This window comes from Rhizobium sp. NZLR11, assembly GCF_019685115.1.
Lineage (GTDB): Bacteria > Pseudomonadota > Alphaproteobacteria > Rhizobiales > Rhizobiaceae > Rhizobium.
Map to the genome: position 1 here is coordinate 25,966 of NZ_JABDWD010000022.1, position 26,008 is coordinate 51,973.

The 26,008-nt window shown below is 61.2% G+C and carries 24 protein-coding genes; 22 read left to right on the forward strand and 2 right to left on the reverse strand.

Annotated elements, in window-relative coordinates; translation table 11 throughout:
• Positions 1 to 45: 45 nt before the first annotated feature.
• The 12 genes from tsf to lpxB all read left to right on the forward strand — a co-directional run bounded on the left by tsf (position 46) and on the right by lpxB (position 12,241).
• Positions 46 to 972 (forward strand): translation elongation factor Ts, encoded by a 927-nt coding sequence (gene tsf, locus HJB83_RS28165; RefSeq protein WP_207584084.1) that lies wholly within the window; start codon positions 46 to 48, stop codon positions 970 to 972.
• 95 nt (positions 973 to 1,067) lie between these two features.
• Positions 1,068 to 1,790: a UMP kinase gene (pyrH, locus tag HJB83_RS28170; protein ID WP_007628663.1), complete on the forward strand. Its 723-nt coding sequence runs from the start codon at positions 1,068 to 1,070 to the stop codon at positions 1,788 to 1,790.
• A gap of 136 nt (positions 1,791 to 1,926) precedes the next feature.
• A complete protein-coding gene (gene frr, locus HJB83_RS28175; RefSeq protein ID WP_164009453.1) occupies positions 1,927 to 2,487 on the forward strand; it encodes a ribosome recycling factor in 561 nt (186 codons plus the stop codon).
• Between the two features lie 37 nt (positions 2,488 to 2,524).
• Positions 2,525 to 3,268, forward strand: coding sequence for an isoprenyl transferase (locus HJB83_RS28180; protein WP_207584085.1), 744 nt, complete (start codon positions 2,525 to 2,527; stop codon positions 3,266 to 3,268).
• Entirely contained in the window at positions 3,268 to 4,098 is an 831-nt protein-coding gene (locus HJB83_RS28185) for a phosphatidate cytidylyltransferase (RefSeq protein WP_221117274.1), read from the forward strand. The genes HJB83_RS28180 and HJB83_RS28185 overlap by 1 nt, the downstream gene beginning before the upstream one ends.
• Positions 4,099 to 4,135: 37 nt before the next feature.
• Positions 4,136 to 5,254, forward strand: coding sequence for an RIP metalloprotease RseP (rseP, locus tag HJB83_RS28190; protein WP_259669480.1), 1,119 nt, complete (start codon positions 4,136 to 4,138; stop codon positions 5,252 to 5,254).
• Between the two features lie 203 nt (positions 5,255 to 5,457).
• The gene (bamA, locus tag HJB83_RS28195; protein ID WP_207584087.1) at positions 5,458 to 7,797 is read left to right on the forward strand and encodes an outer membrane protein assembly factor BamA; all 2,340 of its coding nucleotides are present in this window, start codon (positions 5,458 to 5,460) and stop codon (positions 7,795 to 7,797) included.
• A 50-nt stretch (positions 7,798 to 7,847) separates the two neighbouring features.
• Positions 7,848 to 8,915 carry a UDP-3-O-(3-hydroxymyristoyl)glucosamine N-acyltransferase gene (lpxD, locus tag HJB83_RS28200; protein WP_221133043.1) on the forward strand — a complete coding sequence of 356 codons (1,068 nt, stop codon included), beginning with the start codon at positions 7,848 to 7,850 and terminating at the stop codon, positions 8,913 to 8,915.
• Positions 8,908 to 9,375 (forward strand): 3-hydroxyacyl-ACP dehydratase FabZ, encoded by a 468-nt coding sequence (gene fabZ / locus HJB83_RS28205; protein ID WP_207584089.1) that lies wholly within the window; start codon positions 8,908 to 8,910, stop codon positions 9,373 to 9,375. Before lpxD ends, fabZ begins: the two co-directional genes overlap by 8 nt.
• On the forward strand, positions 9,372 to 10,190 hold the full coding sequence (gene lpxA / locus HJB83_RS28210) for an acyl-ACP--UDP-N-acetylglucosamine O-acyltransferase (RefSeq protein WP_221117273.1): 819 nt from the start codon (positions 9,372 to 9,374) through the stop codon (positions 10,188 to 10,190). Before fabZ ends, lpxA begins: the two co-directional genes overlap by 4 nt.
• Positions 10,191 to 10,193: 3 nt before the next feature.
• Complete coding sequence (locus HJB83_RS28215; RefSeq protein ID WP_207584091.1) at positions 10,194 to 11,075, forward strand: LpxI family protein; 882 nt, start codon at positions 10,194 to 10,196, stop codon at positions 11,073 to 11,075.
• A complete protein-coding gene (lpxB, locus tag HJB83_RS28220; protein ID WP_207584092.1) occupies positions 11,072 to 12,241 on the forward strand; it encodes a lipid-A-disaccharide synthase in 1,170 nt (389 codons plus the stop codon). Before HJB83_RS28215 ends, lpxB begins: the two co-directional genes overlap by 4 nt.
• A 33-nt stretch (positions 12,242 to 12,274) precedes the next feature.
• Here the strand turns inward: lpxB and gltA are convergent, their stop codons facing one another.
• A complete protein-coding gene (gene gltA / locus HJB83_RS28225; RefSeq protein ID WP_007628680.1) occupies positions 12,275 to 13,564 on the reverse strand; it encodes a citrate synthase in 1,290 nt (429 codons plus the stop codon).
• A 290-nt stretch (positions 13,565 to 13,854) separates the two neighbouring features.
• On the opposite strand from gltA, the gene HJB83_RS28230 reads away from it, so the two are divergent.
• Positions 13,855 to 16,284, forward strand: a complete 2,430-nt coding sequence (locus HJB83_RS28230) for a ComEC/Rec2 family competence protein (protein ID WP_207584093.1) — start codon at positions 13,855 to 13,857, stop codon at positions 16,282 to 16,284.
• Here the strand turns inward: HJB83_RS28230 and lexA are convergent.
• Positions 16,265 to 16,984 (reverse strand): transcriptional repressor LexA, encoded by a 720-nt coding sequence (gene lexA, locus HJB83_RS28235; protein ID WP_221133044.1) that lies wholly within the window; start codon positions 16,982 to 16,984, stop codon positions 16,265 to 16,267. The two genes, HJB83_RS28230 and lexA, sit on opposite strands and share 20 nt — an antisense overlap.
• A gap of 197 nt (positions 16,985 to 17,181) precedes the next feature.
• Between lexA and HJB83_RS28240 the strand changes: the two genes are divergently transcribed.
• The 9 genes from HJB83_RS28240 to HJB83_RS28280 all read left to right on the forward strand — a co-directional run bounded on the left by HJB83_RS28240 (position 17,182) and on the right by HJB83_RS28280 (position 26,001).
• A complete protein-coding gene (locus tag HJB83_RS28240; RefSeq protein ID WP_221133045.1) occupies positions 17,182 to 18,078 on the forward strand; it encodes a VOC family protein in 897 nt (298 codons plus the stop codon).
• Complete coding sequence (kdsA, locus tag HJB83_RS28245; protein WP_207584095.1) at positions 18,075 to 18,920, forward strand: 3-deoxy-8-phosphooctulonate synthase; 846 nt, start codon at positions 18,075 to 18,077, stop codon at positions 18,918 to 18,920. The genes HJB83_RS28240 and kdsA overlap by 4 nt, the downstream gene beginning before the upstream one ends.
• Positions 18,921 to 19,061: 141 nt before the next feature.
• Positions 19,062 to 20,336: a phosphopyruvate hydratase gene (gene eno / locus HJB83_RS28250; RefSeq protein WP_207584096.1), complete on the forward strand. Its 1,275-nt coding sequence runs from the start codon at positions 19,062 to 19,064 to the stop codon at positions 20,334 to 20,336.
• 138 nt (positions 20,337 to 20,474) lie between these two features.
• Positions 20,475 to 20,795, forward strand: coding sequence for a septum formation initiator family protein (locus HJB83_RS28255; RefSeq protein WP_049735204.1), 321 nt, complete (start codon positions 20,475 to 20,477; stop codon positions 20,793 to 20,795).
• Between the two features lie 145 nt (positions 20,796 to 20,940).
• Positions 20,941 to 21,987 (forward strand): pyruvate dehydrogenase (acetyl-transferring) E1 component subunit alpha, encoded by a 1,047-nt coding sequence (gene pdhA / locus HJB83_RS28260; protein ID WP_207584097.1) that lies wholly within the window; start codon positions 20,941 to 20,943, stop codon positions 21,985 to 21,987.
• A gap of 15 nt (positions 21,988 to 22,002) precedes the next feature.
• A complete protein-coding gene (locus HJB83_RS28265) occupies positions 22,003 to 23,388 on the forward strand; it encodes a pyruvate dehydrogenase complex E1 component subunit beta (RefSeq protein ID WP_207584098.1) in 1,386 nt (461 codons plus the stop codon).
• A 15-nt stretch (positions 23,389 to 23,403) separates the two neighbouring features.
• On the forward strand, positions 23,404 to 24,756 hold the full coding sequence (locus tag HJB83_RS28270) for a pyruvate dehydrogenase complex dihydrolipoamide acetyltransferase (RefSeq protein WP_207584099.1): 1,353 nt from the start codon (positions 23,404 to 23,406) through the stop codon (positions 24,754 to 24,756).
• A gap of 19 nt (positions 24,757 to 24,775) precedes the next feature.
• The gene (locus HJB83_RS28275; protein ID WP_207584100.1) at positions 24,776 to 25,417 is read left to right on the forward strand and encodes an SGNH/GDSL hydrolase family protein; all 642 of its coding nucleotides are present in this window, start codon (positions 24,776 to 24,778) and stop codon (positions 25,415 to 25,417) included.
• Positions 25,418 to 25,419: 2 nt separating this feature from the next.
• Complete coding sequence (locus tag HJB83_RS28280; RefSeq protein WP_221117265.1) at positions 25,420 to 26,001, forward strand: N-acetyltransferase; 582 nt, start codon at positions 25,420 to 25,422, stop codon at positions 25,999 to 26,001.
• The last annotated feature ends 7 nt before the right edge of the window (positions 26,002 to 26,008 follow it).

A 26,008-nucleotide genomic window follows, 5' to 3' on the forward strand; every position in this document is an offset into this window, starting at 1 on the left:
CGCCGCGCTTTGCGGCCCACCGTATGAACCGACAAGAGGAAGCTAATGAGCGAGATTACGGCTGCAATGGTGAAGGAACTGCGCGAAAAGACCGGCGCAGGCATGATGGACTGCAAGAAGGCCCTTGCTGAGACCGGCGGCGACATGGAAGCGGCGATCGACTGGCTGCGCGCCAAGGGCATCGCCAAGGCTGACAAAAAGTCGGGCCGCACTGCCGCTGAAGGCCTCATCGCCGTTTCCAGCCAGGGCACCAAGGCAGTCGTCGTCGAAGTCAACTCCGAAACCGACTTCGTCGCCCGTAACGATGCCTTCCAGGATCTCGTCCGCGGCATTGCCAAGGTCGCCGTCTCCACCGACGGCACCGTCGACGCCGTTGCGGCTGCGACCTACCCGGCATCCGGCAAGTCCGTTTCGGACACTATCAAGGATGCGATCGCAACGATCGGCGAGAACATGAACCTGCGCCGCTCGGTCGCGCTCTCCGTCGAGGACGGCGTCGTCGCCACCTATATCCACAATGCTGTTTCCGACGGCCTCGGCAAGCTCGGCGTTCTCGTTGCCCTGAAGTCGACCGGCGACAAGGAAGCTCTGAACGCAATCGGCCGTCAGGTCGCCATGCACATTGCCGCGACTGCGCCGCTGGCGATCCGCCCTGAGGAAGTCGATGCCGCCGTCGCCGAGCGCGAGCGCAACGTCTTCATCGAGCAGTCGCGCGCTTCCGGCAAGCCTGACAACATCATCGAGAAGATGGTCGACGGCCGCATGCGCAAGTTCTTCGAGGAAGTCGCCCTTCTCTCGCAGGCTTTCGTCATCAATCCCGATCTCACGGTCGCAGCCGCGGTCAAGGAAGCCGAAAAGGCCGTCGGCGCGCCGATCGAAGTCGCCGGCATGGCCCGCCTTCTGCTCGGCGAAGGCGTCGAGAAGGAAGAGACCGATTTCGCAGCCGAAGTCGCGGCTGCCGTCAAGGGTTGATCTTCCAGCCATAATTGGGAAAACACCAGGGCATCGCGTGACAACGCGGTGCCCTTCGTGTATCGGGCATTCACGGCAATTTACGAGGAGCCAAGATGTCTATAGAGCCTGTCTATAAACGCGTTCTACTCAAGGCTTCCGGCGAAGCGCTCATGGGTAGCCAGGGCTTCGGGATCGATGTTGCGGTGGCAGACCGCGTTGCATCCGACATCGCCGAGGCAAGGCATATGGGCGTGGAAGTCGGCGTCGTCGTCGGTGGCGGCAATATCTTCCGCGGTGTCGCGGTAGCGTCCAAGGGCGGCGACCGGGTCACCGGCGACCACATGGGGATGCTCGGCACCATCATCAACGCGCTGGCGCTGGCGACCTCGCTGCGCAAGCTGAACATCGATACGGTGGTGCTCTCGGCCATCTCCATGCCCGAGATCTGCGAGAGCTTTTCGCAGCGCGCAACCCTCTATCATCTGTCGATGGGACGCGTGGTGATCTTTGCCGGCGGCACCGGAAACCCCTTCTTCACCACCGATTCGGCCGCAGCACTGCGGGCTGCTGAAATGGGCGCGGAAGCGATCTTCAAGGGCACGCAGGTGGATGGGATCTATACCGCCGACCCGAAGAAATATCCCGATGCGACTCGCCTCGACCGCCTGACGCACCAGGAAGTGCTGGACAGGGGGCTTGCGGTGATGGACGTTGCCGCCGTCGCGCTCGCCAGAGAGAATTCCATTCCGATCATCGTCTTCTCGATCCATGAGAAAGGCGGTTTTGCTGAAATCTTGACGGGGGGTGGCCTCAAGACCATCGTCTCCGACAACTGATATAAGCTGCGCCGCTTGATCAGGCGCAGCCCCTCGCTGGAACATGGTGATTTAGGCCCGGTTGGTCTGAAATCTGAATCACGTTGCGGCAAGCGAATCTGAAAGATAGCGACGCGCTTTATACGGGAGCATCGACATGAGTGAAGGTATCGACATCAAGGAACTGAAGCGCCGCATGGACGGCGCGGTTTCGGCATTCAAGAGCGATATCGCATCGCTGCGCACCGGCCGTGCTTCGGCCAACATCCTCGATCCGGTGACGATCGAGGCCTATGGTTCGCGTATGCCGCTGAACCAGGTCGCCAACATCACTGTGCCCGAGTCGCGCATGCTGTCGGTTTCCGTCTGGGACAAGTCGATGGTCAGCGCCGTCGAGCGCGGCATCCGCGAATCCAATCTCGGCCTCAACCCGATCGTCGACGGCCAGAGCCTGCGTATTCCGTTGCCTGAGCTGAACGAGGAGCGCCGCAAGTCGCTCGTCAAGGTGGCTCACGACTATGCCGAAAAGAGCAAGGTCGCGATTCGACATGTTCGCCGCGATGGCATGGACGGCCTTAAGAAGGCCGAAAAGGATAGCGTAATCGGCCAGGACGAGGGCAGGGCGCAGTCGGAACGTGTACAGAAGATGACGGACGAGACGATTTCCGAAATCGACCGCTTGCTTGGCGAGAAGGAAAAGGAAATCATGCAGGTCTAGTGGATCTGTGCCTTTGCCTGGAAAGACCGGACGGGAAATGTCGGAATCTGTATTTGTGACTGTGCCAGAGCATGTTGCCATCATCATGGACGGCAATGGACGTTGGGCCAAGCAGCGCGGCCTGCCGCGGACAATGGGCCACCGCAAGGGCGTCGAGGCGGTGCGCGAGACAGTACGCGCCGCCGGCGCGGCCGGCATAAAATATCTGACCCTCTTTGCCTTCTCCTCGGAGAACTGGCGCCGGCCGGAGGCCGAAGTCTCCGATCTGCTCGGTCTGTTGAAGGCCTTCATCCGGCGCGACCTCGCCGAACTCCATCGCCAGAACGTCCGCATCAAGGTGATCGGCGACCGCCACAGCCTGCGTAGCGACATTCTCGGCCTGCTGCTGGAGGCGGAGGAAACCACTAAGGACAATACGGCGCTGACACTGGTCATTGCCTTCAATTACGGTTCGCGCGACGAGATCTCCCGGGCTGTGGTGAGCCTGGCGAGGGATGTCGAGGCCGGCCGCCTGAGGGCGCAGGATATCACCCCCGCGCTGATCAACGCCCGTCTCGATACGGCGGGCATCCCCGATCCGGATCTCATCATCCGCACCAGCGGCGAGGAGCGGCTTTCCAACTTCCTGCTTTGGCAGGCCGCCTACTCAGAATTCATCTTCGTTCCGGAATACTGGCCGGATTTCAGCCCTGAGATCTTCCGCTCGGCGCTCGAGAAGTTCGCCTCTCGCGACCGGCGCTTCGGCGGTCTGTCGTCGCAGGCAGCCGCGGTTGGCACCTGATGCAGCAGGAATTGAAGCTCCGCATCGTTTCAGGACTGATTCTTGCGGCCATCGTTCTTGCAGCCACCTGGTATGGCGGGTTTGCCTTCCGCATTTTGGCGGCGGTGATCGGCCTACTGATCTATTATGAATGGTCGACAATCACCGGCATAGCGCGTGATTGGGTCGCCAATACAGTCGGCTGGATCGGCCAGGCGGCGATCGCCTTCCTCGTGCTTATCGGCAATTTCGAATTCGCCGCCGGCATGCTGGCCGGCGTCACTGCTGTCGGCATAGCGCTGATCATCCTGCATGGCACCAGCCGCTGGCTGCCGGTAGGCCTGTTTTATGCCGGTGCCACCGGCCTGGCGCTCGCTGCGATCAGAAGCGACGACCGGCCTGGCTTTTACGCGATGCTCTTCGTCTTTGCCGTCGTCTGGGCAACCGACATCCTTGCTTATTTCGTCGGCAGGGCGCTTGGCGGACCGAAGCTTGCCCCTTCGATCTCGCCGGGAAAAACATGGTCGGGCGCAATCGGCGGCGCCGTTTCGGCGGTCGCAGCCGGTGTGGTTCTCGTCCATTTTCTTCTTCCGGGCGCTGAAACCATCGCCGCGGTCGCAGCACTCGTTCTTTCGGTTTGCAGCCAGTCGGGAGATCTGTTCGAATCTTTCATCAAGCGAAAATTCGGCGTCAAGGATTCAAGCCGTCTCATTCCGGGTCATGGCGGCGTCATGGATCGGGTAGACGGACTGATTTTTGCCTGTTTTTCGGCGTTCTTGCTTGCTGGATTATTTTCGCTGATAAAGGGGACTGCGATGACGTCGCTCGGTGCGGCATTGTTCGGCCTTTGATAACGCCGCAGCCTGACGGAAGGAACTGATAGAAGTGATGGCCGATATATACGCATTCCTAATGGGGAATATCGTCACCTTCATCCTCGTGCTTTCGTTGCTTGTCTTCGTGCACGAGATGGGCCATTACCTCGTCGGGCGCTGGAGCGGTATCCGCATCCTTGCCTTCTCAGTCGGTTTCGGTCCGGAAATATTCGGCTTCACCGACCGTCATGGAACGCGCTGGAAGATCTCGGTGATCCCGCTTGGCGGTTACGTCCGTTTTTTCGGCGACGAGGACGCCTCGAGCAAGCCCGACACCGACAAGATCGCCGCCATGTCCGAGGAGGATAGGGCGCGCTCCTTTGCCGGAGCAAAGTTGTGGAAACGTGCAGCGACGGTTGCCGCCGGCCCGATCGCCAATTTCTTGCTGGCGATCGCCATCTTCACCGTTCTTTTCTCGGTCTACGGCCGCTCGGTCGCCGATCCCGTCGTTGCCGAGGTCAAACCGGATGGCGTGGCGGCTGCCGCCGGCATCCTTCCCGGCGATCTCTTGGTCGCCATCGACGGCGGCAAGGTCGAGACTTTCGACGACGTGCGCCGCTATGTCGCTATCCGCCCGAGCCAGACGATCGTCGTCACCATCGAGCGCGGCGGTCAGAAGCTCGACTTGCCGATGGTGCCGCAACGCGTCGACACGACCGACCAGTTCGGCAACAAGATCGAGCTCGGCCAGATCGGCATCGTCACCAACAAGGAGGTCGGCAATTTCCGCCTGCAGACCTATACGCCGCTCCAGGCGCTGCGTGAGAGTGTGATCGAGACCCGGGACATCGTCACCGGCACCTTCAAATATATCGGCAATATTTTTCGCGGAACGATGCGGGCCGATCAACTGGGCGGGCCGATCCGCGTGGCGCAAGCTTCGGGCCAGATGGCAAAGCTTGGTATAGGGGCAGTGTTGCAGCTCGCCGCCATGCTTTCGGTTTCGATAGGATTGCTTAACCTGATGCCGGTTCCGGTACTTGATGGCGGCCACCTGATGTTCTATGCGGTGGAAGCGGTGAGAGGAAAACCGCTGGGCGCCAAGGCTCAGGAAATCGCATTTCGCATTGGCTTGGCGATGATATTAACATTGATGGTTTTCACGACCTGGAACGACATTGGCCTGAGCTAAGGGTAAACGCGCAAGGCAGAGGAATTACTATTTATTTACGATGTTTCAAGGCTGTAGTGGCGAATGGGTCACGCTTCGAAATGAAGTAAACAGAAATTAACGACCTCCCTTGCTTGTATGTCAAAAGCGGGTAAAACGACACACGTGACCGGAATCGGGTTCTCTCGAGGCCGGGGACGAGGGAAAAAAAGGTAATAGGTGAAATGAAGGCTGGTTCAAAGTTTTTGAACGCAGTATCGGCGGTTGCGCTGTCTGCTAGTGTTGTTGCTTCGGGCGCAGGTGCTTTGACGTTCGTTTCTGCTACGGCCGCTGAGGCCGCGGTCATCCAGCGCATCGATGTGCGCGGCGCAAGCCGCGTTGGCGCGGAAGCCGTCCGGTCGAACCTCACCATCGCTCCCGGAAAGAGTTTTTCGAACACCGATATCGATGAATCGGTCAAGCAGCTCTACGGGACGGGCTACTTCTCCGACGTCAAGATTTCGGTCTCCGGAAGCACGCTGGTCGTCAACGTCCAGGAGGCCCAGCTCGTCAATCAGGTCGTCTTCAACGGCAATCGCAAGATCAAGGACGACAAGCTCGCCACCATTGTCCAGACCCATGCCGCCGGCCCCTACAGCGACACCCAGATCCAGTCCGACATCCAGTCGATCAAGGATGCCTACGCCGCCACCGGCCGCAGCGAGGTCGAGGTGACCACGCAGGTGGTGCCGCTCGGCGAAGGCCGCGTCAACCTTGCCTTCGTCATCAACGAGGGCGACCGCACCAAGATCGATTCGATCAACTTCGTCGGTAACAATGCCTACAGCGCCGGCCGTCTGGCTGCCGTCATTGCTACCAAGCGTTCGAACTTCCTGTCGTTCCTGACCCGCAAGGATGTCTATAACGAAGATAAGCTTCATGCCGACGAGGAAGCGCTGCGCCAGTTCTATTACAATCGCGGCTACGCCGACATGCGCATCGTCTCTTCCGATGCGACCTTTGACGACGCGACCAACAAATACACGCTCACCTTCAATATCGAGGAAGGCCAGCGTTACGACTTCGGACCGGTGACCGTCCAGTCGACCGTCGAAGGCGTCGGTTCCGAGCAATTGCAGCCACTCGTGCGCACCCACGAAGGTCAAGTCTACAACGCCAAGGAAGTGCAGAAGTCGATCGAAGCGATCTCCGATCAGGTCGCGTCTGCCGGTTATCCCTTTGCGCGCGTCACGCCACGCGGCAACCGCGACCTCAACAACAACACGATCGGTGTCGAATATCTGGTCGACCAGGGCGAGCGCGCCTATGTCGAGCGCATCGAGATCCGTGGCAACAGCCGCACGCGCGATTACGTGATCCGCCGCGAATTCGACATGAGCGAAGGCGACGCCTTCAACCAGCAGATGATCACCAAGGCCAAGCGCCGCCTCGAAGCGCTTGGTTACTTCTCCTCCGTCAATATCTCCACCCAGCCGGGCAGCTCGCCGGATCGCGTTGTGGTGGTCGTCGACGTGCAGGATCAGTCCACCGGTTCCTTTGGTGTCGGCGCGGGTTATGCCGCAGGCGGCGATGGTCTGCTGCTGGAAGCATCCATCGAGGAAAAGAACTTCCTTGGCCGCGGTCAGTACATCCGCATCTCGGCCGGCGGCGGTCAGGAAGGGTCGCGCGCCTACGGCCTTAGCTTCACCGAACCCTATTTCCTCGGTTATCGTCTGGCGGCCGGTTTCGACGTCAACCACAGCGAAACGTCGAGCAACGACAACTACGACTACCAGGAAACCAGCGTCGTCCTGCGCGTCACCGCGCCGATCACCGAGGACCTGGCGACGACGTTCCGCTATAATTACAAGCAGATGAAGTATGACGCGAATAACAACGATCTTGCCGACCTGTCCGCTCCGTATCAGCATCTCGTTGAGGACAGCCCGTGGACACGTTCTTCCGTCTCCCAGACGCTGACCTACAACACGCTTGACGATACGGTCCTGCCACGCGAAGGCATCTATGCGACGGCGACGCAGGAACTTGCCGGCCTCGGCGGCGACTCGCAATTCTACAAGATCTACGGCAAGGCCCGTTATTACCGTCTGCTCGCTGACGATGCCGATATCATCGGCTCGGTTTCTGCTTCGGCGGGTTATGTCGTCGGCTTCGGGGAGCACCTGAACGTCTTCGATCAGTTCACCCTGACCAACGGCGATATTCGTGGCTTTGAAAACAAGGGTATCGGCCCGCGCGTTTCCGGCACCAACGACGATCCGCTGGGCGGTACGACTTATTTCACGGCATCGGCCGAAGCGACCTTCCCGATGCCGGGCTTCCCGCGTGACTTCAACCTGCGCGGCGCGGTTTTTGCCGACGCCGGTACGTTGTTCGGCAACGACGTTGACCTGAGGGGCGACGGCATCGACGGCGAAGACGCCTCTCTGCGCGCTTCCGTCGGTGTCGGTGTGGTCTGGCAGTCTCCCTTCGGTTCATTGCGCCTGGATTACGCGATCCCGGTTCTCAAGGAAGACTTCGACAAAACGCAGAACTTCAAGTTTGGCATCAACAACCAATTCTGATATCGGCAGTCCGGAACTGTAAGACTCAATTCCGTTCTGGAGCATTGCCGATGGAGCAAAACGTTTTTTTTCTGCCCCATGGAGGTCTGAAGCTCGCTGAGCTGGCAGAGTTTCTTGGGGCGGAACTTGCCAATTCCGACCACGCCGATGTTATTGTCAGGTCCGTTGCCCCGATCCTCAGGGCGCGGGCGGGTGATGTCTGTTATATCCTGTCGCGCCGCAACCGCGACGAACTGGCGACATGCGAAGCCTCGGCGGTGATCTGCGACAAGGCGCTCGTCGATCTCGTACCTTCGCATATCCCGGTTATCCTGTCGTCCAATCCGCATGCCGCCTTCGCGATGGCGGGCGGCCTGTTTTATCCCGCTGCGTTGCGTCCGGTGGTCTTTTCCTCAGTTGAAAGCGAGATCGCGCCAAGCGCGGTGATCGGCCCGAGTGCCAAGCTTGAAAAGGGCGTGATCGTCGAGCCGATGGCCGTCATCGGTGCGCATGCCGAGATCGGCGAGGGGACGCGTATCGGCGCACACAGTATCATTGGTCCGAATGTCAAAATCGGCCGCGATTGTTCGATTGCGGCCGGCGCGAGCGTGCTCTGCGCATTGGTCGGCAATGGCGTCATCATCCATAACGGCGCCCGCATCGGCCAGGATGGTTTCGGTTACGCCCCTGGACCGCGCGGCATGATCAAGATCGTCCAGATCGGCCGAGTGATCATCCAGGACAATGTCGAGATCGGCGCCAACACCACGATCGACCGCGGCGCCATGGACGATACGGTCATCGGTGAAGGCACCAAGATCGACAACCAGGTGCAGATCGGCCACAACGTTCAAATCGGTCGCCACTGCGCCATCGTCGCGCAGGTCGGCATCGCCGGCAGCGCGAAGATCGGCAACGGCGTTCAGATCGGCGGCCAGGTCGGCATCAAGGGGCATGTCACGATCGGTGACGGCGTGCAGATCGCTGCCAAAAGCGGTATCATGACCGACCTTGCCGCCGGCGGGCAATATGGCGGTATACCGGCTCGTCCGCTAAAAGACTATCTGAGAGAGGCCGCACAACAAGTGTCGAAGTCCAAGTTGCGCGGCCGGAACCCTGGAGGCAAGGAAAATGACTGAAGAAGCCACGACAACGCTTTCTTCGGCGGACATCATCGAGATTATGAAGCTGCTGCCGCATCGTTACCCCTTCCTCATGGTCGACAAGATCATCGAGATCGACGGCGACAACAGCGCGATCGGCATCAAGAATGTCACGGTGAACGAACCGCATTTCACCGGCCATTTTCCGGAGGCTCCGATCATGCCGGGCGTTCTCCTGATCGAGGGCATGGCGCAGACTGCGGGCGCGATCTGTGCAAAGAAGGAAGGCCAGCCGGGTAACCTCGTCTACTTCATGACCATCGAGAATGCGCGCTTTCGCAAGCCTGTCGTTCCCGGCGATCGCGTCGAATTCCATGTCAGGAAGCACAAGCAACGCGGCAATATCTGGAAATTCCATTGCGACGCCAAGGTTGACGGCGCGCTTGTCGCCGAAGCCGATATCGGCGCGATGATCGTTCGTAAGGAACAGGCATGAGCACTATCGCCGAAAGCGCCCATATTCATCCGATGGCTGTCGTCGAAGACGGGGCTGTTATCGGTGAGGGCGTCAAGATCGGTCCGTTCTGCCATGTTGGGCCGCACGTCGTCCTGCATGAAAATGTCGAGCTCTTGTCGCATGCGGTCGTCACCGGCCGCACCGTGATCGGCAACGGCACGCGCATCTTTCCTATGGCCGTCATCGGCGGCGATCCGCAGAGCGTGCATCACGGCGGCGAGGAGACGACGCTTTCGGTCGGCGTCAACTGCACGATCCGCGAAGGCGTGACGATGAACACCGGCACGGCCGATTTTGGCGGCGAGACGATCGTCGGCGATAACAACCTCTTCCTTGCTAATTCCCATGTCGCGCATGACTGCAGGGTCGGCAATCACGTGATCATGTCGAACAATGTCATGCTCGCCGGCCATGTCGTCATCGAGGATCGCGTCATCCTGGGTGGGGGCTCGGCCGTTCACCAGTTCACGCGCGTCGGCCGCCACGCCTTCGTCGGCGGGCTTTCGGCGGTGAGCTACGACGTCATTCCCTACGGCATGCTGAACGGTAATCCCGGGCTGCTGAGCGGCCTCAATGTCGTCGGCATGACGCGCGCCGGCGTCGACCGTGCCGTCATCCACAGGGTGCGTCGCGCTTATAAGTCGATCTTCGAAGGAACGGGTTCGGTCCGCGAAAACGCCGCCGCCATTCGCGACGATTATGCCGATTGCGAGCAGGCGGTCCACATCCTCGATTTCATCGCCGCCGACAGTGACCGCGCTCTCTCCTCGCCGACCCGGGGGCAGAAGGGCTAGTCCGTGGCTTTATCAGGCGAAACCGCTGCGGGCCGGCTGGCGATCATCGCCGGCGGCGGTCTTCTGCCTTCCTATGTCGCCGCAGCTGCGCGTGCGGCAGGTGAAAATCCCGTCATCGTTGCGCTAAAAGACGAAAGCGACCGGCGCTGGGAAGGTTATGACCATGCCGTTATCGGCATCGGCGATTTCAAAGCTCTTGATGGCTTGCTCAACCGTTATGGCGTCGGCCGGGTCGTGATGTCGGGCAGCGTCGCCCGCCGGCCGGAATGGCGCGAGGTGCGCCCGACGCTGCGCATCCTGATGAAAGTGCCAGCCGCCATCCGGACCCTGCTGTCCGGCGGCGACGACACGGTTCTGCAGATGGTCATCCGGCTGATTGAAGGAAACGGCCGCCGCGTCGTCGGCGCCCATGAAATTGCCCCCGACCTCCTTGCCTCTGTCGGCCCGCTTGGTGCCGTCGTGCCCGGCGAGCAAGACAGGCGCGATATCAGCCGCGCAGCCGAAGCCGCAGACATGCTCGGCCGGCTCGATGTCGGGCAGGGCGCCATCAGCATCGGCGGGCGTGTCGTTGCGCTGGAAGGTCTAGAGGGCACCGATGAGATGCTGGACCGTGTCGCAAGTCTCAGAGCCGCCGGGCGGATTTCGCCGCGGCGGCGCGGCGCGCTCGTCAAGCTCTGCAAGCCACAGCAGGATATCCGCGCCGACCTGCCGGCGATGGGCGTTTCCACTGTGCTGAACGCGGCGAAAGCCGGTCTTGCCGGAATCGCGGTGGAGGCCGGCCGCTCACTGGTGCTCGACCGTGCCGCCGTCATCAAGGCTGCCGATGAGGCCGGACTCTTTGTCTGCGGCATCGATCGTGGGCTGCCGGCATGGGGGCTCGAATGAACGGGGCGCCGCTGAAGATCGCCGTCATTGCCGGTGAGGTCTCGGGTGATCTGCTCGGTGCTGATCTCATCGCTGCCCTGAAGCGGATTCATGCCGGCCCGGTGGAGCTTGTCGGCGTCGGCGGCGAGGGGTTGCAGGCCGAGGGCCTGAGATCCCTGTTCGATTTCTCCGAGCTGTCGATCATGGGCATCACCCAGGTGCTGAGCCGGCTGCCAAAGCTCTATACCCTGATCCGCCAGACGACCGCCGCCATCATCGCTGCAAAGCCTGACATTCTCCTCATTATCGACAGCCCGGATTTCACCCATCGCGTCGCCAAGCGGGTCCGCACCGCGCTGCCGGACCTGCCTGTCGTCAATTATGTCTGTCCGAGCGTCTGGGCCTGGAAGGAATATCGCGCCACGCGCATGCTTGCCTATGTCGATCATGTGCTCGCCGTCCTGCCCTTCGAGCCGGCAACGATGCAGCGCCTCAACGGCCCGGCAACCACCTATGTCGGTCATCGCCTGACCGCCGACCCTGCGCTGTTGGAAACCCGGCGCCTGCGCGCCGGCAGGCAGCCCGGCAACGGCCCGATCCTTCTTCTGCCCGGCTCACGCTCCTCCGAAATTCAGAAGCTCCTGCCGCATTTCGAAGTCGCCGCAAGCGAACTTGCCGCCCGCAATGGGCCGATGCGCTTTATTCTGCCGACGGTGACGCACAGGCAAGCGCTGGTTCGCCAATTGACGGCAGCATGGGAAGTAAAGCCGGAGATCGTGGTCGGCGCGGAAGCAAAATGGCAGGCCTTCGCTGAAGCCGATGCAGCCATGGCGGCATCCGGAACTGTCATTCTTGAACTGGCGCTTGCCGATGTTCCCGTCGTCTCCGCCTACAAGGTCGACTGGATCATGCGTCTGCTGACATCGGGCATCAAGACCTGGACAGGCGCGCTGCCAAACCTGATTGCCGATTACGCGGTCGTGCCGGAATACCTGAACGATATCGTTCGCGGCGCAAGTTTCGCACGCTGGATAGAAAGACTGTCAGCCGATACCTACCAGCTCAAGGCGATGAAGGAAGGCTATGATCTTATCTGGCAGCGCATGCAGACCGAAAAACCGCCCGGCGAACATGCCGCCGAAATCCTTCTCGACGTGCTGAAAAAGAAAAAACCCGGTCGCTTCTGAGGTGACCGGGTTTTTCGTTGGTTGGGGAAGCGATTAGCGCTTCGAAACCGGAATGTAGTCACGCTTCGGTTCGCCGACATAGAGCTGGCGCGGACGGCCGATGCGCTGCTCCGGATCCTCGATCATCTCGTTCCACTGCGCGATCCAGCCGACGGTGCGGGCAAGCGCGAAGAGCACGGTGAACATCGTCGTGGGGAAGCCCAGCGCCTTCAGCGTGATGCCGGAATAGAAGTCGATGTTCGGATAGAGCTTCTTTTCGATGAAATATTCGTCGGTGAGCGCGATGCGCTCAAGCTCCATCGCCACTTCGAGCAACGGATCGTCCTTGATGCCGAGTTCGCCGAGCACCTCATGCGTCGTCTTCTGCATGATCTTGGCGCGCGGATCATAGTTCTTGTAGACGCGGTGACCGAAGCCCATCAGGCGGAACGGATCGTTCTTGTCCTTGGCGCGGGCGATATATTCCGGAATGTGGTCGACTGAGCCGATCTCATGCAGCATGTTGAGCGCTGCTTCGTTGGCGCCGCCATGCGCAGGCCCCCAGAGGCAGGCGATGCCGGCTGCGATGCAGGCGAACGGATTGGCGCCCGACGAACCGGCGAGACGCACGGTCGAAGTCGAGGCGTTCTGCTCGTGATCGGCATGCAGGATGAAGATCCGATCCATGGCGCGGGCAAGCACCGGATTGACCACATATTCTTCGCAAGGCACGGCAAAACACATGCGCAGGAAGTTCGAGGCGTAGTCGAGATCGTTCTTCGGATAAACGAAGGGCTGGCCGATATGGTATTTGTAAGCCATGGCCGCAAGCGTCGGCATCTTGGCGATCATGCGCAGGCTGGCGACCATGCGCTGGTGCGGATCGGTGATGTCGGTTGAGTCATGATAGAAAGCCGACAGTGCGCCGACGCAGCCGCACATGACGGCCATCGGATGGGCGTCGCGGCGGAAGCCGGTGAAGAACCGGCTCATCTGCTCGTGCACCATGGTGTGGTGCGTGACGCGATAATCGAAATCTTTCTTCTGTACGGTGGTCGGCAGTTCGCCGTAGAGAAGCAGATAGCAGACCTCGAGGAAGTCGCCATGCTCGGCCAGTTGCTCGATCGGATAGCCGCGATGCAGCAGCACACCTTCGTCGCCGTCGATGTAGGTGATTTTCGATTCACAGGATGCGGTCGAGGTGAAACCCGGATCGTACGTGAAGGAAGCCGTGTTCTTGTAAAGGGCACCGATATCGATGACGCTCGGGCCGATCGTGCCGCTTTTGACGGCTAGGTCGACAGATTTGTCACCGATTTTTATTGTAGCGCTTTGATCCGTCATGCTGATCCTCCGAAATGGCGGTGGCGCCATAAAAGCGCCATAGGGGTTAAGCGTCCTTACCGATAGCTATATGATCGTGAAGCTAATGCCAAGTTACCGTGCCGGCATTTTGTGCATTGCGGTATCACCTTTTAGGCACTGCAGCGATGAGCCCCGTGCATATCGGAAGCCGATGATTCGCTTAGTCTTTTGGCGCTGGCGATTTTCCCTCATATTTCAATCGATTATCCTTGCCGGATTTGATTAGAGAATGCATTCTGGCCGTCTTCGCGGGTGACCTTGGGCGGCACATGCAGGAAGTGACGACAGTCGAATTGCGGCCGGAAGCAGGCGCCGGCTCAGCCGGTCCCTCCGGTTTTTCGCCGCCTATCGTGGTGATACGGCCGACCAGGACGCAGTCGACGACATCTTTGCGCCACCGGCTGCTCGCCGCAGCCCGGCAATCGATTGGCGCCGGCATGCGCATGCTGGGCGAGGAGGCGGATCATGGCCGCTTGCTGCTTTTTTCGCCGGTGTTTCTCGGCGCCGGGGCGGCCTTCTGGTTTGTTGCGGCATCCGAATTTCCGCTTGTTGCATCGCTGCTCTCTCTGTTGGTGCTGACGATCGCGGTTCTCATCGTCGGCCGCAGCCGGGCGGCATTGCGGGCGACGCTGCTGGCGCCTGCACTCGTGGCCGGCGGCATGCTCTGCGCACAATTCGAGAGCTGGCGGGCTTCGACGGTGATCCTCGATTCCTCGGTGACGACGACAGTGACCGGCCGAGTCGAGCGGCGAGAAGGCGACGGCCGTGGGCGCTGGCGCTACATTCTTGCCGTCACCGGCACGGAGGCGCCGGAGTTGAAGCGGCCGCCGGGACGCATAACCGCGATCGTCCGCGGCGCCGACATGCCTTTCGACATCGGCGACCTCATCACCGGCAGGGCACGACTGACGCCGCCGGCAGGCCCCGCACTTCCCGAGCTCAACGACTTCTCCTTCGGTGCCTATTTCGATGGCATCGGCGCCAACGGCTTCTTCTACGGTGCGCCAGAGAAGGATCTGGAGGCGGGTCCGCAGGCTGCCAGATCGACATCGGCAGCTCTGCTGGAATGGCTTTACCGCCTGCGCAGTAGCATTGGCGACCGCATACGATCGATCCTGCCCGGCGACACCGGCGCTTTTGCCGCTGCTTTGGTGACCGACGAGCGACGCGCCATCTCGAATGCGACGACGGAGGCGCTGCGCCAGTCCGGCCTTGCTCATATTGTCGCGATCTCCGGCCTCAACATGGCGCTGTCGGCCGGCATCTTCTTCGTCGGCTTCCGGATGCTGCTCAGCCTTTTTCCGGGCGTCGCTCAGGCCTATCCGACAAAGAAGATCGCCGCCGCCGGCGCGCTCAGCGCCGTCACCGCCTACTACCTGATTTCCGGCTTCGGGGTCTCGGCCGAACGTGCCTTCATCATGATGGCGATCATGCTGGTCGCCGTCTTCTTCGACCGGCCGTCGATCAGCCTGCGCAATGTCGTTCTCTCGGCGCTCGTCATCATCGCCATTTCGCCGTCCGAAGTCTTGGGCCCGAGCTTCCAGATGTCCTTTGCCGCGACATTGGCACTCGTATCGGGTTATCAACTGTGGAAGGACCGGCGCGTCCGCGAAAACGCCTTGCTGAAACTGCCGGTCTTCCGACCGGTCGTTGCCGTCGCCGGCTTCTTCGGCGGCGTCTTCCTGACCTCGCTGATCGGCGGTTTTTCCACGGCGCTGTTTTCGATCGAACATTTTCATCGCCTGACCGCTTACGGGCTGCCGGCAAATCTCGCGACGATGCCGATCATCTCCTTCATCGTCATGCCGGCCGGGCTGCTGGCGATGTTGCTCATGCCGTTCGGTCTGGACGTTCCGCTCTGGAAGGTGGTCGGCCTCGGCCTCGACCTGGTGATTGCGGTCGCCAAAACGGTGTCCGGTTGGGGCGGTGATATCGGCATCGGCCGCTTGCCGGCTTGGTATTTCGCTGTCGCCGTGGCCGGCTTTCTGCTGCTGACGCTGCTGCGCACCCGGCTGCGCCATATCGGCACATCGATTATCGCCGTCTCTACGCTCGGCGTGCTGCTTCTGCCGCTTCCCCGGGCGCCGGATCTGGTGATTTCGGAGGATGGCAGTCTCGTCGCAGTGGTCGCGGCTGCGGCAATCGCTTCCAACCGCGAAAACCCGCCGGATTTCATCTTCGATCAGTGGCAGAGAGCACTTGTCCTGCCGACGCATTTCCCGCCGAAAATGCTGGATGGTCCCGCTGTCCCGCCGGAGGGAGACGACCGCCGCGTCAGGCTTTCCCGCGATCAGCAGAATGAAGCGAGGGCGGCGATGCGGGCGGCTGTCGCCGGTGGTGAAGCAAACCGCTTTTCCTGCGTCAAAAAGGCCTGGTGCACATCAAGGCTCGGCAATGGTCATGTGGTTGCCGTCATCGACAACGCTGCCTATCTCGGTCCGGCTTGCGACGCGGCGGATATCGTCGTGACGTCGGTCCGCCTGCGGTTCAACAGCTGCCGATCAGGAGCGACGCTCTTTACCGGTGAGACGCTGCGCAGGACTGGCTCCGTCGAGCTGCGCTTCGCCGATGCCGGCCTGGAGGTCGTGACCGCATTCGAAACCCTGTCGCGCCCATGGAAGCGCCATCGCGCCTATGACTGGCGCAGCAACAGTTTTGCCGAATCCGGCCTCTCCAATGTCAGTGATAGCGGCGAATGAGGCCGACGAGCTTGCCCTGCACCTTGACGCGGTCCGGCCCGAAAATCCGGGTCTCATAAGCCGGATTGGCAGCCTCCAGCGCGATCGAGGCGCCCTTGCGGCGGAAACGTTTGAGCGTCGCTTCTTCGTCATCGACCAGGGCAACGACAATGTCGCCGGGACTTGCGGTGCTGCCGTTGCGGATGATTACCGTGTCGCCGTCGAAGATGCCGGCGTCGATCATCGAATCGCCCTTGACCTCCAGCGCATAATGTTCGCCGGAGCCGAGCATGTCTGCGGGAACGACGATGTCGTGGGTGTTATTCTGGATCGCCGAGATCGGAACGCCGGCAGCGATCCGGCCCATGACCGGCACGGAGACGGAGTTGCCGTTATCGGCGACCGGTTTTGCAGGAGCGGCGGCGGCGACCGGCTGCGGCTTGCCGAGGCTGCCCTCGATGACGCTTGGCGAAAAGCCGCGCCGGGGCTGGATGCTCGGGCTGTAGGCCTCCGGAAGCTTGATGACCTCGAGCGCCCGGGCGCGGTTCGGTAGGCGGCGAATGAAGCCACGCTCTTCAAGCGCTGTGATCAAACGATGAATGCCGGATTTCGAGGCCAGATCCAGGGCATCCTTCATTTCGTCGAAAGAGGGCGGAATGCCGGATTCCTTCATGCGCTCATGAATGAAAAGCAGGAGCTCCTGTTGTTTGCGCGTGAGCATCGACGTGTGACCCCTTGATTGAAACAAATCCAGAACAGAACACTATATGTTCCATATGTGTTCCGCAAGTAGCTAAATTTCCGTAAAACTTGCCGCCAACTCGTTGAGTTTTTTATTTTCATTCGCCGGATTGGCGCACATGTCTTGCATTGAAGGTGGCGCTGTCGCACCCTCTTGGCGTTTCAGGGAGGGATATCATGAACGAGCACTCGGCCAAACCGCACCCGCTGGATCATGTCGTGCTGCCCGTTGTCAATATCGACCTGGCGCGCGAAAGGCTCGGCAAGCTTGGCTTCACCGTTGCCGCCGATGCCCGCCATCCCTTCGGAACGGAGAATGCCTGCGTCTTCTTTGCCGACAAGACCTATCTGGAGCCGCTCGGTATCGCCAGCCGCGAGGAGAGCGAGGCATCGGCGCGGCAAGGCAATGTCTTCACCGCCCGCAATCGGGCCTTCCGCTTCCGCTGTGGCGAGGAGGGGCTTTCGGCGGTGGCGTTCGGCACCGGGGATGCCGGCCGCGCTCATCGGAGCTTCGTCGGCAGCGGATCGAGCGCCGGCGACATGCTGCAGTTCAGCCGGCCGATGAAAATGCCGGACGGTTCCGAGACCATGGCCGGCTTCAAGCTGGCCTTTGCCGCTGAGTTGCGCGCGCCGGATTTCTTCCTCTTCTGTGTTGAGCGCATCAATCCTCTGCCGGCCGATCGCGGTGCGCTAGAGACGCATGCCAATGGCGTCACCGGCATTGCCGAGATCGCGCTTTGCGCGCCGGACCCCTCTGCATTCGCCGCCTTCGTCAGCCTTGCAACGGCGCAATCGGCCGTCGAGAAAACCGGTTTCGGCGTTAATATCGCGGCGCCGAATGCGAAAATCAGCCTGATGACGCCGGAAGGGCTGGAGGCCTATTTCGAGATCGCCGTCGCATCCGCCGACCGCGGCCTGCGCGGCCGGGCTATCCTCTTTACCGTCACCGATCTTGCCGTGACAGAAGCGCATTTGGCTGCTAACGGAGTGACCTACACGCGCAAGAACAATCGCATTCTGGTGAAGCCCGCGCCCGGGCAGGGCACGCTCTTCGCCTTCGAGGAAACACGATGAGCACTGATACGAATTCCGAAGTCAGGATCGGCGAGGGCGCAGGCCAGGTCACATTTTCCAATACCGGCCGCCTGTCGCTGATTGCCGGCCCTTGCCAGATGGAGAGCCGCGACCACGCCTTCATGGTTGCCGGCACACTGAAGGAGCTTTGCGCCAAACTCGGCATCGGTCTCGTCTACAAGAGCTCCTTCGATAAGGCAAACCGCACCTCGCTCTCTGCCGAACGCGGCATCGGGCTTGAAAAGGGCATGCAGATCTTCGCCGACCTGAAGAAGGAGTTCGGTTTTCCCGTCCTGACCGACGTCCACACCGCCGAGCAATGCGCCGCGGTGGCAAAAGTGGTCGATGTCCTGCAGATCCCGGCTTTCCTCTGCCGCCAGACCGACCTTCTGATCGCCGCCGCCGAGACCGGCCGCGCCGTCAATGTCAAGAAGGGCCAGTTCCTCGCTCCCTGGGATATGAAAAACGTCCTGAAGAAGCTCAATGCCAGCGGCAATCCGAACGTGCTCCTGTGCGAACGCGGCGCCTCCTTCGGTTATAACACTTTGGTCTCCGACATGCGCTCGCTGCCGATCATGGCGTCGATGGGCGCGCCGGTTGTTTTCGATGCAACGCATTCCGTGGCGCAGCCGGGCGGGCAGGGCGATTCCTCCGGTGGTCAGCGGGAATTCGTGGAAACGCTGGCGCGCGCAGCGGTGGCGACCGGTATCGCCGGCGTGTTCGTCGAAACCCATCAGGACCCCGACAACGCACCGTCCGACGGCCCGAACATGGTCTATCTCAAAGACATGCCGCGGCTTTTGGAAAAGCTGCTCGCCTTCGATGCTGTCGCCAAGGGCTGACAGTCAAAAGCCTGACATGTTCGTGCTATAGCGACGTTCAGACATGCAGGTCGAGGGTGTCGCAATGCGCCATTGTAATTTGCACGCCTTCGATTATGACAGGCTTCGAACGATTGATCACCCACCGAGCAGGAAGAACCCATGACTGCAATCACCGATATCATCGCCCGCGAGATTCTCGATAGCCGTGGCAACCCCACCGTCGAAGTTGATGTCTATCTCGAAGACGGCAGCATGGGCCGCGCGGCCGTTCCCTCGGGCGCTTCGACCGGCGCGCATGAGGCGGTCGAGCTGCGCGACGGCGGCAAGCGCTACCTCGGCAAGGGTGTGCAAAAGGCGGTCGATGCCGCCAACACCGAGATCTTCGACGCGATCGGCGGCATCGATGCCGAAAACCAGATCCAGATCGACAACATCATGATCGAGCTCGACGGCACGCCGAACAAGTCGCGCCTCGGCGCCAACGCCATTCTCGGCGTATCGCTGGCCGTCGCCAAGGCTGCCGCCCAGGCCTCCGGCCTGCCGCTCTACCGTTATGTCGGCGGCGCGTCCGCGTGCCTGCTTCCGGTTCCGATGATGAACATCATCAACGGCGGCGCCCATGCCGACAATCCTATCGATTTCCAGGAATTCATGATCCTGCCGGTCGGCGCCGATACGATCGCTGAAGCCGTACGCATGGGTTCGGAAGTCTTCCATACGCTCCGCAAGGAACTGGCCGCGCAGGGCCACAACACCAATGTCGGCGACGAAGGCGGTTTTGCACCCGGCCTGAAGAGCGCGCCCGAGGCTCTCGACTTCATCATGAAGTCGATCGAGAAAGCCGGCTATACACCGGGCGACGACATGTGCCTCGGCCTTGACTGCGCCTCGACGGAATTCTTCAAGGACGGCAAGTACGTTCTTGAAGGCGAGGGCCGCACGCTCGAATCGGGCGCCATGGCCGAATATCTGGCCGAACTCGCTGCTAAGTACCCGATCATCTCGATCGAGGACGGCATGGCCGAAGACGACTGGGACGGCTGGAAGACGCTGACCGACTTGGCCGGCAAGAAGACCCAGCTCGTCGGCGACGATCTCTTCGTCACCAACTCCGCTCGTCTTCGCGACGGCATTCGCATGGGCGTCGCCAATTCGATCCTCGTCAAGGTCAACCAGATCGGCTCGCTGACGGAAACGCTCGACGCCGTCAACACGGCGCACAAGGCAGCCTATACCGCCGTCATGTCCCACCGCTCCGGCGAAACCGAAGATTCGACCATCGCCGACCTCGCGGTCGCCACCAACTGCGGCCAGATCAAGACCGGCTCACTGTCGCGTTCCGACCGCCTCGCCAAGTACAACCAGCTGATCCGCATCGAGGAGGGCCTGGGCCCGCAGGCTCAGTATGCCGGCCGCTCGATCATCCGCGCCTGATCGAATCTGATTTTCAAACGGCTTGAGCCCGCGCCTCTCCGGCGCGGGTTTTTTGTTGCCCGTCTTTACGGTCAATGAACGGTTAATCTCTGCGCGTTATGCTGAACGAATTGGTAATGCGTTCAAGAGCATGCGTGTATGTGGACAAAGCATCATAAGAAGAGAAAGTTCGGCCGCTTCGTCATTCCGGCCATGACGGTCGCCTTCCTTTCCTATTTCGGTTATCATTGCATTCATGGCGATTACGGCCTGCGCGCAACAGAGACGTTCGAGCATCAGCGTGTCGCGCGTGAAAAAGAGCTTGCGATCTTGAAGGCGAAGCGCGAACATCTGGAAAATCAGGTCGCGCTGCTGAGTGACGGCTCGCTCGACAAGGATATGCTGGACGAAAAAGCGCGCTATCAGCTCAACATGTCGCGCGCGGACGAGATCGTCATATTCAACCATTATTCCAATTAACTGAAATCAGGTTAATTGGTATTTCCGAAATGTAATCAACTGTTTAGTGCTGAATATGAGCCATGCAATTATGGCATTGCTGTGGTCATCTTTCTTCCCTATGGTACGCGCCACCAAGAACCGACAAACCCATAGGGAGGGTTGAATGGCGCCGCGAAAGACCGCGACCGTTTCCAGCCGCAAAACTGCAGCAAAACCGGCAGCCAAAGCATCGAATGGAGGCCCGGTAGCCGACTTCGATCGCGATGAAGAGCTCAAGGCCTATCGCGAGATGCTGATGATCCGCCGCTTCGAGGAGAAGGCCGGCCAACTTTACGGCATGGGCTTCATCGGCGGCTTTTGCCACCTCTACATCGGTCAGGAAGCTGTCGTCGTCGGCATGCAGATGGCGCAGAAGGAAGGCGACCAGGTCATCACCGCCTATCGCGACCACGGCCACATGCTGGCAACCGGCATGGAAGCGCGCGGCGTCATGGCGGAACTGACCGGGCGCCGCAGCGGCTATTCCCACGGGAAGGGCGGCTCGATGCACATGTTCTCGAAAGAAAAGCATTTCTACGGCGGTCACGGCATCGTCGGTGCCCAGGTTTCACTCGGAACCGGTCTTGCCTTTGCCAACCATTACCGCGGCAACGGCAATGTCTCGATCGCCTATTTCGGCGACGGCGCCGCCAACCAGGGCCAGGTCTACGAGAGCTTCAACATGGCGGCCCTCTGGAAGCTGCCGATCGTCTATATCGTCGAGAACAACCGCTACGCCATGGGCACGTCGACGGCGCGCGCCACCGCCCAGTCGAACTACTCGCTGCGCGGTTCCGGCTTCGGCATCCCCGGCATTCAGGTCGATGGCATGGACGTTCGCGCCGTCAAGGCGGCGGCCGACGAGGCGCTCGAACATTGCCGCTCCGGCAAGGGTCCGATCATTCTCGAAATGCTGACCTATCGTTATCGCGGTCACTCCATGTCCGACCCGGCGAAGTATCGCTCCAAGGACGAAGTGCAGAAGATGCGCTCCGAACATGACCCGATCGAACAGGTGAAAGCACGCCTCGTCGAAAAGGGCTGGGCTTCCGAAGACGATCTGAAGGCGATCGACAAGGATGTCCGCGACATCGTCGCCGACAGCGCCGACTTCGCCCAGGCCGATCCGGAGCCGGATGCATCCGAGCTCTACACCGACATTCTGCTCTAATCGGGGAGGGAACCCATGCCTATCGATATCCTCATGCCCGCCCTCTCTCCGACGATGGAAGAAGGCACGCTGTCCAAATGGCTGAAACAGGAAGGTGACAAGGTCACCTCCGGCGACGTGATTGCCGAAATCGAAACCGACAAGGCGACGATGGAAGTCGAAGCCATCGACGAAGGCGTCATCGGCAAGCTGCTCGTCGACGCCGGCACCGAAGGCGTCAAGGTCAACACCAAGATCGCCGTGCTGTTGCAGGACGGCGAATCCGCCGCGGATATCTCCGCCGCCAAACCGGCCGCCGCTGCCGCCCCAGCGGTTGCCCAGGAAGAAAAGCCGACCAACACCGGTTCTGCTGCAGCGCCGCTTCCGGCCGAGCCGAAGGCCGTCGTGCCGAATGACCCGGAAATTCCGGCCGGCACCGAAATGGTGTCGACCACCGTGCGCGAAGCGCTCCGCGACGCCATGGCCGAGGAAATGCGCGCCAGCGAAGACGTCTTCGTCATGGGCGAGGAAGTCGCCGAATATCAGGGCGCCTACAAGGTCACACAGGGCCTGCTGCAGGAATTCGGCCCTCGCCGTGTCATCGATACGCCTATCACCGAGCACGGTTTTGCCGGCGTCGGTGTCGGCGCCGCAATGGCCGGCCTTCGCCCGATCGTCGAATTCATGACCTTCAACTTCGCCATGCAGGCGATCGACCATATCATCAACTCCGCCGCCAAGACGCTCTATATGTCCGGCGGCCAGATGGGCGCGCCGATCGTGTTTCGCGGCCCGAATGGCGCCGCCGCCCGTGTCGGCGCCCAGCACAGCCAGGACTATGCTGCCTGGTACAGCGCAATCCCCGGCCTGAAGGTCGTCATGCCCTACACGGCATCCGACGCCAAGGGCCTGCTCAAGGCTGCGATCCGCGATCCGAATCCGGTCATCTTCCTCGAGAACGAAATTCTCTACGGCCAGCACTTCGATGTGCCGAAGCTCGACAATTTCGTCCTGCCGATCGGCAAGGCTCGCATCCATCGTCCGGGCAAGGACGTAACCGTGGTCTCCTTCGGCATCGGCATGACCTATGCGACGAAGGCTGTCGCCGAACTCGAAAAGATCGGCATCGACGTCGAACTGATCGACCTTCGCACCATCCGCCCGATGGATCTGCCGACCGTGATCGAATCGGTGAAGAAGACCGGTCGCCTGGTCACCGTCGAGGAAGGCTATCCGCAATCATCCGTCGGCACCGAAATCGCCACCCGCGTCATGCAGCAGGCCTTCGATTATCTCGATGCGCCGATTCTGACGATTGCCGGCAAGGATGTGCCGATGCCCTACGCCGCCAATCTCGAAAAGCTGGCGCTTCCGAACGTCGGCGAAGTCGTCGATGCGGTGAAGGCTGTTTGTTACAAATAAGGGGAGGGTATCTCGATGCCGATCAATATCACGATGCCCGCCCTCTCTCCGACCATGGAAGAAGGCAATCTTTCCAAATGGCTGGTCAAGGAAGGCGACACGGTCAAGTCTGGCGATGTGATCGCCGAGATCGAGACCGACAAGGCGACGATGGAAGTCGAAGCCGTCGATGAAGGCACGGTCGCCAAGCTCGTCGTTGCCGCCGGCACCGAAGGCGTCAAGGTCAATGCGCTGATCGCCGTTCTCGCCGCCGATGGCGAGGATGTCGCCGCTGCCGCAAGCGGCGCGGGCTCGCCCGCTCCGGCGCAGAAGGCCGAAGCCGCACCGGCCGCAAAAGCGGAGGCTGCACCGGCCCAGTCCGCTCCGGCTGCAGCACCGGCACCTGCCGCTGCACCTGCATCGGTTTCACCAGACGGCAGTCGCACCTTCTCTTCGCCGCTTGCCCGCAGGCTCGCCAAGGAGGCCGGTATCGACCTTTCGGCTGTCGCGGGCTCCGGCCCGCATGGCCGCGTCGTCAAGAACGACGTCGAAGCCGCCGTTGCCGGTGGTGGCGCCAAGGCCGCCACACCCGCAGCTACCGCTCCGCAAGCTGCTGCGGCTCCGGCTCCGGCCGCTGCAGCGCCGAAGGGCGCTTCCGAGGAGGCCGTGCTCAAGCTGTTCGAACCGGGTTCCTACGAGCTCGTGCCGCATGACGGCATGCGCAAGACGATCGCCAGACGCCTGGTCGAATCCAAGCAGACGATCCCGCATTTCTACGTCAGCGTCGATTGCGAGCTCGATGCTCTGATGGCGTTGCGCGCCCAGCTGAACGATGCAGCCCCGCGCAAGGATGGCGCTCCCGCCTACAAGCTCTCGGTCAACGACATGGTCATCAAGGCCATGGCGCTGTCGCTGCGCGACGTTCCGGATGCCAACGTCTCCTGGACCGACAACAACATGGTCAAGCACAAGTACGCCGATGTCGGCGTCGCCGTCTCGATCCCCGGCGGCCTGATCACCCCGATCATCCGCAAGGCCGAGCAGAAGACGCTGTCGGCGATCTCCAACGAGATGCGCGATCTCGGCAAGCGGGCCAAGGACCGCAAGCTGAAGCCCGAGGAATATCAGGGCGGCACCAGCTCGGTCTCGAACATGGGGATGATGGGCGTGAAGAACTTCGCCGCCGTCGTCAACCCGCCGCATGCGACCATCCTTGCGGTCGGCGCCGGCGAACAGCGGGTCGTCGTCAAGAAGGGCGAAATGGCTATCGCCACCGTGATGTCGGTCACGCTGTCGACCGACCATCGCTGCGTCGATGGCGCGCTCGGCGCCGAGCTGCTCCAGGCCTTCAAGGGCTATATCGAAAACCCGATGGGCATGCTGGTCTGACAACTGGGCGGAGGCGGAAATGACCAAGGCCGTTCTTTGTTATGGCGACTCGCTGACCTGGGGTTATGACGCCGAGACGATCGGCCGTCATGACTACAAGAATCGCTGGACGAGCGTGCTTCAGGCAGCGCTCGGCAGTGAGGCGCGTGTCATTGCCGAAGGCCTGAATGGTCGCACGACCGCTTTCGACGATCACCTGGCCGACTGCGACCGCAACGGTGCGCGCATTCTGCCGACGATCCTGCAGACGCACGCGCCGCTCGACCTCGTCATCCTTCTGCTCGGCACCAACGACATGAAGCCGGTCGTGGCCGGCTCGGCTTTTGCCGCCTGCCAGGGCATCAGCCGGCTCGTACGGCTGATCCGCAATCATGCCTGGCCCTTCGAATTCGACGGGCCGGAGATCCTGATCGTGGCGCCGCCGGCGATCTGCGCGACCGGCAATGTGCCTTTCGCCGCATCCTTTCCCGGCGGCATCGACGAATCGGCAAAGCTTGCAACCCTTTATCGTGATCTTGCCGACGAACTCGGCTGCGGCTTTTTCGACGGCAATTCCGTCGCCAGGACCACACCGATCGACGGCATTCACCTCGATGCGGAAAATACGCGTGCGCTCGGGCGTGGGCTGGAATCGATCGTACGGATGATGCTGGGGATCTGACCATGACCGCCTTCATCGCCCTGCGGCAGGCCTCACGGCGGGATGCCTCGGAGCTGGCGATCTTGGCGGATATTGCCTCGCACGGTTTTGCTTCCCGGCTCTGGTTCGCCGATGTGGCGAACGGCATCAGCGACACGCCCTTAGAGCGGGGCCGGCTGAAGATGAGCGAAGAGGAAGTTGTCGGCGGCTGGCAGGATGCCGTCATCGCCGAGGCCTATGGCGAGGTCGCGGGTGTGGCGATCGGCCATGCGCTGCAGGAAGGCATAGGCGATATCGAGGCGACGATTCCAGCGACCGAGCCGATGCTCGCCTTGCAGAAAACGGTAGTCGGAAGCTGGTTCGTCGGCAGTCTCGGCGTCTATCGCCATCTGCGCGGCATCGGCATCGGACGCAGGCTGCTGGAGGATCAGATCGACAGGGCCGATCGCCGCCCCGTCAGTCTCATTACCGCAAGTGATAACGAAGCGGCTCTGTCGCTTTATGGAAGAAACGGATTCCTGGAGGCTGCGCGCGCCGATGCCGTGCCGCTCTTCGAAAACAGCAAAAGACACGCGTGGGTGCTCATGACCCGCAGCGCAGCGTAACAAAGGC

Excerpts from the sequence above, each read along its gene's own strand:
- tsf (WP_207584084.1), top strand. The coding sequence starts at position 46 with ATGAGCGAGATTACGGCTGCAATGGTGAAGGAACTGCGCGAAAAGACC.
- pyrH (WP_007628663.1), top strand. The coding sequence starts at position 1,068 with ATGTCTATAGAGCCTGTCTATAAACGCGTTCTACTCAAGGCTTCCGGC.
- frr (WP_164009453.1), top strand. The coding sequence starts at position 1,927 with ATGAGTGAAGGTATCGACATCAAGGAACTGAAGCGCCGCATGGACGGC.
- HJB83_RS28180 (WP_207584085.1), top strand. The coding sequence starts at position 2,525 with ATGTCGGAATCTGTATTTGTGACTGTGCCAGAGCATGTTGCCATCATC.
- HJB83_RS28185 (WP_221117274.1), top strand. The coding sequence starts at position 3,268 with ATGCAGCAGGAATTGAAGCTCCGCATCGTTTCAGGACTGATTCTTGCG.
- rseP (WP_259669480.1), top strand. The coding sequence starts at position 4,136 with ATGGCCGATATATACGCATTCCTAATGGGGAATATCGTCACCTTCATC.
- bamA (WP_207584087.1), top strand. The coding sequence starts at position 5,458 with ATGAAGGCTGGTTCAAAGTTTTTGAACGCAGTATCGGCGGTTGCGCTG.
- lpxD (WP_221133043.1), top strand. The coding sequence starts at position 7,848 with ATGGAGCAAAACGTTTTTTTTCTGCCCCATGGAGGTCTGAAGCTCGCT.
- fabZ (WP_207584089.1), top strand. The coding sequence starts at position 8,908 with ATGACTGAAGAAGCCACGACAACGCTTTCTTCGGCGGACATCATCGAG.
- lpxA (WP_221117273.1), top strand. The coding sequence starts at position 9,372 with ATGAGCACTATCGCCGAAAGCGCCCATATTCATCCGATGGCTGTCGTC.
- lpxB (WP_207584092.1), top strand. The coding sequence starts at position 11,072 with ATGAACGGGGCGCCGCTGAAGATCGCCGTCATTGCCGGTGAGGTCTCG.
- gltA (WP_007628680.1), bottom strand. The coding sequence starts at position 13,564 with ATGACGGATCAAAGCGCTACAATAAAAATCGGTGACAAATCTGTCGAC.
- HJB83_RS28230 (WP_207584093.1), top strand. The coding sequence starts at position 13,855 with ATGCAGGAAGTGACGACAGTCGAATTGCGGCCGGAAGCAGGCGCCGGC.
- lexA (WP_221133044.1), bottom strand. The coding sequence starts at position 16,984 with ATGCTCACGCGCAAACAACAGGAGCTCCTGCTTTTCATTCATGAGCGC.
- HJB83_RS28240 (WP_221133045.1), top strand. The coding sequence starts at position 17,182 with ATGAACGAGCACTCGGCCAAACCGCACCCGCTGGATCATGTCGTGCTG.
- kdsA (WP_207584095.1), top strand. The coding sequence starts at position 18,075 with ATGAGCACTGATACGAATTCCGAAGTCAGGATCGGCGAGGGCGCAGGC.
- eno (WP_207584096.1), top strand. The coding sequence starts at position 19,062 with ATGACTGCAATCACCGATATCATCGCCCGCGAGATTCTCGATAGCCGT.
- HJB83_RS28255 (WP_049735204.1), top strand. The coding sequence starts at position 20,475 with ATGTGGACAAAGCATCATAAGAAGAGAAAGTTCGGCCGCTTCGTCATT.
- pdhA (WP_207584097.1), top strand. The coding sequence starts at position 20,941 with ATGGCGCCGCGAAAGACCGCGACCGTTTCCAGCCGCAAAACTGCAGCA.
- HJB83_RS28265 (WP_207584098.1), top strand. The coding sequence starts at position 22,003 with ATGCCTATCGATATCCTCATGCCCGCCCTCTCTCCGACGATGGAAGAA.
- HJB83_RS28270 (WP_207584099.1), top strand. The coding sequence starts at position 23,404 with ATGCCGATCAATATCACGATGCCCGCCCTCTCTCCGACCATGGAAGAA.
- HJB83_RS28275 (WP_207584100.1), top strand. The coding sequence starts at position 24,776 with ATGACCAAGGCCGTTCTTTGTTATGGCGACTCGCTGACCTGGGGTTAT.
- HJB83_RS28280 (WP_221117265.1), top strand. The coding sequence starts at position 25,420 with ATGACCGCCTTCATCGCCCTGCGGCAGGCCTCACGGCGGGATGCCTCG.